The organism is Oceanispirochaeta sp. M1 (assembly GCF_003346715.1).
In the GTDB taxonomy this organism is placed as follows: Bacteria; Spirochaetota; Spirochaetia; order DSM-2461; family DSM-2461; genus Oceanispirochaeta.
Genome location: NZ_QQPQ01000082.1, coordinates 1 through 7484 on the forward strand (window position 1 = coordinate 1; position 7484 = coordinate 7484).

Sequence of the window (7484 nt, forward strand, 5' to 3'; positions counted from 1 at the left end):
TTCAAGCAGAAAAACCCACTAAAAGTAGAAGATGGTACTCATTTTTTTCTGTTGGGAAGCTTTTGGGTGGGGTATGGTTAGTTAGAAATAAGAAGGGCTGTTACAATTTTACTTTTGCAACAGCCCCTTTTAACTCTTAACACTTCCCAGAACAAGACCTTTGGTATAATACTTCTGCAGGAAGGGATAAACCAGAAGAATGGGAACTGTAGAAACAACGATCTGAGCCGAATTGGTGGCCCGACGGCTCATATTGCCGATAATTGCCATCTGCTCTGTGGTCAGATTCTGAATATCCGGAATAGTCAGGATACTCTGCAGATAGGTCTGTAAAGGAACTTTTGCTGAGCTGTTTATATAAATAAGCCCATCAAACCACATATTCCAGTGATAAACAAAAGTAAACAGAACCAGTGTCGCCAGAGCTGGTTTGGCCAGAGGCAGGTAAATTTTTAATAGTATTGTATAATGACTGGCACCATCTATCAAAGCGGATTCTTCAATCGCCTTTGGCAGTTCTCTGAAGAAGTTCATTAGTATAAGAAGATTAAAAACATTCACTGCCGTCGGTAAAATAAGAGCCCAGATAGAATCGAGTAAACCAGTGGATTTAACAATAAGATAGGTGGGAATCATCCCTCCGTTAAAAAGCATGGTAAACACAAAAAACCACACATAGATTTTCCGCCGTCTGAATCGTTCTTTATCTTTTGACAGGGGATAGGCTATCAGAATAATGCATATCAGGTTTATGGGAACTCCTAGAAGAACACGTTTTACAGAGACCAGAAAAGCTGAGTAGAATTTTGTATTATTCAATATGAACCTATAGGATGTCAGTGAGAAATCGACCGGAAACAATCCAACTTTTCCACTGTCAACGGCATCCACTGCACTTAAGGACAGGGATAGAATATGAATCAGGGGCAGTATGCTCACAAGTGTAAACAGGGCCAGTAAAATATAATTCACCACAATAAAGGCTATACGAGAGGGCGAATTCCCCGATAGTACAGTGTTACTTCTGTTCATATGTCCTCCCTTAAAAAATTTTGTAATTACTGTACTTTTTGGCAACAGAATAGGATGAAACCATCACTATCAGAGAGATCACAGATTTAAACAGTCCCACTGCTGTTGCAAGAACAAACTGACCATTTTCAATCCCCATTCGATAGGTATAGGTATCAATAATGTCACCTGTAGAATAGACAGACGGACCGTAGAGCATAAAGATCTGTTCAAATCCGGCATTCATAATATTTCCCATACCCAGAATAGTTAAAAGAATCACCATACCCATAATACTGGGAAAAGTGATATAGAGAGTCTGTTTCCATCGCCCCGCTCCGTCTATGGACGCCGCCTCATACAAGGTCGGATCGATTCCGGTTAAAGCAGCCAGTAGGATAATGGTTGTAAATCCAATTTCCTTCCATAGATCTGTCAGAACAAGCATATAGGGAAATATTTTATCATTTCCGAAGAAATAGAAGGCTTTGTATCCGAAGTTTTCCAAGACCATATTGACAATGCCGTTTCTGGGAGAAAAGACTTCCAGCAGAATCCCCCCGAGGATAACCCAGGAGAGAAAAAACGGAAGGAATGTTATAGTCTGTACCGATTTCTTTACCCATTTTTTAGAGACTTCATTCAGCATAAGGGAAAACATTAGGGGGAACACTATTTTCGCAGCAATTTTCATCAATGCGATAAACAGTGTATTGCGCATAATCAATGTGAAATCCGGCATCATCAAAATGTAGCGGAACATATCCAGACCGATCCAATCCCCATTGAGAAAAGAGTGAAGAAGACCTTTGTTTGACGGAATATAATCCTGAAAAGCTATAAAAAGTCCGAACATGGGTCCATAGTTATATATAATCACAAGAATCACAGGAACAAGCAGCATCACATGTAAAGGGATCTCTTGTTTTATCTTATTATTCATTATTCACACAATTCCTCTTTGATAATTGGCTTGTTACTTCTTTGTATTGTTAAAAAGAGAGAAGAGCAGAGGAAGAGAATAATCCCCCTGCTCTTTATCGGATCAGATTACTTCAGACTGGCCTGAACTTCAGTTGTCATTTCTGCACCACCGAGTTTTTCCCAGTTTGCCACCATGACATCCCATTCAGAAGCAGGTTCAATTCCCATGATGATTTTAGTCATTGTTTCTTCCGCCATTTTCTTATAGATGGGCAGTTTACTGTTCATCTTAGCTGAGGGGAGTTTCCACCAGACATTTTTCTTGATGATTTCGGGAGTATTTACAACAAATGTATGGTACCAGGCGTGTCCCGGTGCGGGATAAAACGCATTCCACCATCTCCAGTTTTCGGGAGTTTTATTATTAATAAAGTCATTCACAAAATCATAACGTTCTACCAGGTTGGGAGGACAGAGGGATTTATCATTATTCGATATGGCTTCAAAGAACAATTCGTTTTCCATCTGTTCCTGAAGAGGATTTATTATTTCAATTACAACATCTCCTGTTACACTTCTATCTACGGTAAAGGCAGGGTCCACATCCGGACTGAATGGATCCTTCAACATGGAAGTAATATTAGCCATTTTTATGGCAGCTTCAGGATTTTCACACTCTTTTGAGATGACATAACCTACATTGACAGGCTGGTAGGCAAATAATGTGGGAGAAGCACCCGCTTCTGCTACAGGCATGTTGACACAATACCACTCAGCATTTTCATTGGTTTTAAAAGCATTAGGAAATGCCCAGATAGGTAGGCCCCGCACTCCGAAAACCATACCTGCGATTCCGGCGGTTAAATCTTCAGTAACCCTAGTTCCATCCATTGTGGGAAAATCCGCTGGAATGGCTCCTGCCTCATAAAGATCTGCCAGAAGCTGTAGTCCCTCCTTAACCTCTGTTTTTTTACCGTCCCAGACAGCATTCCCGTTTTCATCTTCCGAATAGAACAGCATACCGTCATACCATGTACAGGGCTGCACACCGTAACCGGCAAAGAATCCGTACAGTCCACCCCAGTCGACAATCAGGTTTGTTTTACCCATTACTGCCAGACCGTAGGTATCATCTTTCCCGTTCTGATCGGGATCATCTTTGGCAAATGCTATGGCGATTTCTTTAAAATCATCCATGGTTTCGGGAAGATCCATTCCCAGAGTATCCAACCAGTCCTTTCTGACAAACAGGGGAAAGCTGTTGTTGATGAGTCCAGACACATTCGCTGGCAGCATTTTGGTTTTCCCATCAAAAGTGACACTTCTGAGAGCTTCCGCCCCCACACCTTCGGTAAGGTATTCTTTTACCATAGGAGATAGGAACTCGAAATAATCATCTACATCAATGACCATATCTCCCCGGACAAGAGAAGTTAACTGCTGCCCGGCATTTACAAACATCACATCCGGAATATCACCGGAAGCAATTGCCATATTGACCTTGGCATCATATTGACTGGCATCAGCCGACCAGGCTACTTCTACATTGATTCCGTACTTTTCGTACTCTTTGAACCATAAGCCTTCTTCAGTGGGGACTTGATCTGCACCGAAAGTTCTCATACCCACCGTTATGGTTACAGGCTCTTCGTATACTCCAAAGGGATCAACATCCACCTCCATAGATGATGACACTTTTTCAGATTCCTTCTGCCCGGCTGCATTCAACTGAAAAAAACAAACGAAGAATGCAGTTATAATTAACAACAGTTTCTTTTTCATATTCACATTTCCTCCTGTATGATGTGATAAATAGTTAATTAATTATCTCATTGCTTATATTTCCGGACAACAAGCATCATTTTACATTCATTACCTATTTTTTACATTTATCTTATTCTTCTCTATATTCCCTGGGGGTTTTCCCGCAGTATTTTCTGAAAACCCGCGTGAATGAAGGGGCGGAGTTATATCCGACTTCCATTGCTATATCATTTATTTTCATACCGCTCCTATTTAGAAGGTCCTGTGCTTTATCCATACGAATTTTCAAAATATAATCCGACAGATTGGCGTTTGTCACACTTTTGAACAGCCGGGATAAATAGGTGGGATTGAGGCTGACCCTGTCGGATAACACAATAAGAGACAGATCCTTTTCCAGGTTTTCATAAATATATTTCTGTACTTCGGATATGGCATTATGAGACCATAAATCCTCATCATTAAAGTGAATTTCAAAAATATATTTACTGAGATTTACCAGATATTCCACTGCTTCATCACGGGAACTGTGTTCATACGCCCGGGTCAGCCTGCGCAGATCCATCCGGGCTTCCAGCACGATGGTGAGGTTCCACTCATTGATATACTTCAAAAACATGCTGACAAGACGATAATAAACTTCCAGTTCCCCATAACTACTAAAATTACTGCCCGATTCCAGGGAGTTTACCATCTGAGAAAGAAGAGAAAAGAAGTTTTTCTGATGACCCAGTTCAAGGAATCCTTCCAGTTTATATATGTGGAGCAGAGGATTTCCGGTATTCACTTCACTACCCGTGGGAGAGGAAGACTCCGGTGATATATCGGATCGACTATCAGATAAGGATAAAATACTATTCTTCAGAAGTTTTGAACGATACCCCAGACGCCTTTTTATGATTCCGTACTTTTCCCATACCCCCCCTGCGTCTGTTGGAGTCATATCGTACACAAAGGTCATAGTCAGATCCATGGCTTTTCTTCCCGCTTCCTGAATATACTCCAGGAGCCCGTTTAATGCGTCATATATTCCACTATCACCTGGATCGGCACTTTCCTTTTTCTGAAGTATCCAGATAAGATGATTCTGTTCTGATATATAATTAGCAAAATTATATTTCCGCCCCAGATATTCACCAGCTATCCTTTTCAGGGAGTAAAGGTTCTGTTCCAAAAAATAGGGACTCAAATCATCTGGAAGATTGTCGAATATTCCCCCCAAGAGTATCATAGGTTCATCTATTTCCAGGCAGATACCCAATTCATCAAATCGTTTCTGGATGGAATCACGGGAGTCTATAATTCCGTAGAGAAGATTCTGCAGATACCGGTTCTGCAGGAGAGGGCGTGCCTTTTCCACCTGCTTCTGAGCCAGCTCACGGGCATTTTCCTCTTCATAACTTGTATCAATTTCATCGATCACTTCCTTTACAGTGGCAATGATCTTATCTGTAGGTTCCAGTTTAGTTAAATAGCGGACATCTTTATTCTGAATGCTTTTATAAACATACTCAAACTCAATAACACCGCTTAAAAAAACAACCCGGCATTTAGGCCATCTATCTTTAATAACATCATACATCTGCAGTCCTGTCATTTCAGGCATTTTGATATCAGACAGAATTATATCAAACCGGATTCTATTCATCACTTCCAAAGCTTCTCTGCTGGAATGAGCCTTATAAACTTCCAGAGGAAGGCATGATTTCTCCAAAAAGATTCTATGAAAATACTCAACAACATCCATCTCATCATCAACAATCAAAAGCCTATACATGCTGCCTGCTTTCCCTTATCCCATGAGGAATTCTTAGAGTCACCTTCAAACCACCAAAATCACTTCTTGAGAGAAATAATCCACATTTGTCAGAAAACATAAGTTTTAAACGGCAGTTGATATTGATAATTCCCGTATCCTCATGATCAGAAGTCGTCAAATATTTCTGTAGTTTAATTATCTGTCGGTCACTTATTTCGCCATTATCCTCAATCAGAACATCCAGATACTCATCTTTGGCACAATATCCTAAACGCAGGATTCCCCCGGAATTCATTTTCTCTATGGCATGCTCAAATGCATTTTCAATAATTGGCTGGAAGATAATTCTGGGAACCAGGATATTTTCATATTCCGGAAGCAGAGGTTCAATATCCATAGTCATTCTGCTTTTAAACCTGGCATACTGTATCTTAGAATAAGAGATGGTGTGTGTAATTTCATCCTTCAAAGAGACCACATCATCCTTGTTCCGTGTGATATACATAAAATAGGCTCCCAGGTCATCACAGAATTCTGATGCAAAATCAATGTCTTCTGTCTGAATCCTGTTTCTCAACAGTAAAAAGCTGTTATATAAAAAATGAGGATTGATCTGGGACTGAAGCTGTTTCAGTTTGGATTTTTCCATCAGTATTTTCTGCTTATAGACCTGATCGATCAACTGCTCCAGTTTGAAGGACATTTCATCAAAACTCTCATAGATATATTTAAACTCATCATCTCTATTATGCTCAATGGATACAGGGAAATCAAATCTCTGAAGCCGTTCAAAAGCCCCGATCAGCTTGTTCAGAGGTTCATGTATCATGTTATGGAGTGAATTGGAAAAAAGGAGGGTCAGAAACAGAGAGGTCAGTCCGAAAATCCAGATGATTATCTTGTATCTTGTAAATCCGGAAAAAACGATGCTTTCCTGTGCATACCTGACAAGGTGCATGTCGGCTAGTCCTGTCCGTGTATAGATGACCAGATACTTTTTTCCACCCAGCTCCTGTGTAAACTGCACAGTCCGTGGTGAATCATGTTCACTGTATATCTCCTGCCCTCTGCCTTCCTTTATTGATTCATTGATAGTAAGTACTATATTTTCATCCTGTTCATCAAAAATCAACATATCACGGCTTTCACTGCTGATAAATCCGCTGCTGTCTGCGGTCATGCTCATATCATTTAAAAAATCGACCATTGTATCCATGGATATGGTGGCATGAATTAAAAAATAGGGAGGAATATCTATCAGATAATAGTGCTGAGGGAACTCGGAAATGAGGAGAATGCTATTGTTTTCGAATATGATCTGTTTGTTTTCCCTGTCACCATAATTGCTGATCAGGTTCTGTGATTCCGAAGAGATCCGGCCAGTTGTACCGGTGGATATGGACTTGTCAATCAGAGGCACAATGACATCAATGTCATCTATGATGTTACTGCTGTTTTTAATAGCGAGTATTTTATCTTCAATTCTGAGAACCATCTGGTAAGTGTCATAGTTCCCATAAACATTCTCCAGAGTACTGACCTTGATTAAATCCCGGTTATTCACAAGGTCATACTGAAGCATGGTTATCCTTTTGAACTCCCTGTTCAGATTGGCTGAATAGTGTCTGTTCTGAATGCACTCGGCATTGATTATGTCCGTACGGACCTTATTGATACCCCAATTGTAAATACTGAATCCAATTGAAAAGAGAATAATTACGGCAAGAACAAATACAGAACTGAGCTTGACTGAAACAGAGTACCGAAAACCTTTTTTATGCATAACAAGAGCCCCCTGTTGTAGGATTCATTATAGAACCCAATCCCGTATTCAAAAACTTAATTTTCAACCATTCTAAATTTCTATGTTTTGTACCAACGGTAAAAGGGGGCTGAAAGCGGAATATGTCAACATAGTTGAAGTGTGCTCTTTGAAATAATGATAAAATTTAACTGGCGAATTTCCTTTCTTTTTCTGCTTTTATTTTAATCCTTGTATCTGCAGATGGATTTAGGTAAACAACGT

At 40.1% G+C, this 7484-nt stretch carries 5 protein-coding genes; all 5 read right to left on the bottom strand.

The genetic code is table 11. The annotated features are described in order from the left end of the window. Window positions 1-129: 129 nt before the first annotated feature. The 5 genes from DV872_RS25315 to DV872_RS25335 all read right to left on the bottom strand — a co-directional run bounded on the left by DV872_RS25315 (window position 130) and on the right by DV872_RS25335 (window position 7241). Window positions 130-1032, bottom strand: coding sequence for a carbohydrate ABC transporter permease (locus DV872_RS25315; RefSeq protein ID WP_114632763.1), 903 nt, complete (start codon window positions 1030-1032; stop codon window positions 130-132). 10 nt (window positions 1033-1042) lie between these two features. Continuing rightward, the gene (locus DV872_RS25320; protein ID WP_114632764.1) at window positions 1043-1954 is read right to left on the bottom strand and encodes a sugar ABC transporter permease; all 912 of its coding nucleotides are present in this window, start codon (window positions 1952-1954) and stop codon (window positions 1043-1045) included. A gap of 107 nt (window positions 1955-2061) precedes the next feature. Then, on the bottom strand, window positions 2062-3717 hold the full coding sequence (locus tag DV872_RS25325) for an extracellular solute-binding protein (protein ID WP_147283272.1): 1656 nt from the start codon (window positions 3715-3717) through the stop codon (window positions 2062-2064). A gap of 112 nt (window positions 3718-3829) precedes the next feature. Beyond that, window positions 3830-5476, bottom strand: coding sequence for a helix-turn-helix domain-containing protein (locus tag DV872_RS25330; protein WP_114632766.1), 1647 nt, complete (start codon window positions 5474-5476; stop codon window positions 3830-3832). Further along, the gene (locus DV872_RS25335) at window positions 5469-7241 is read right to left on the bottom strand and encodes a sensor histidine kinase (protein ID WP_114632767.1); all 1773 of its coding nucleotides are present in this window, start codon (window positions 7239-7241) and stop codon (window positions 5469-5471) included. The genes DV872_RS25330 and DV872_RS25335 overlap by 8 nt, the downstream gene beginning before the upstream one ends. Window positions 7242-7484: the final 243 nt, after the last annotated feature.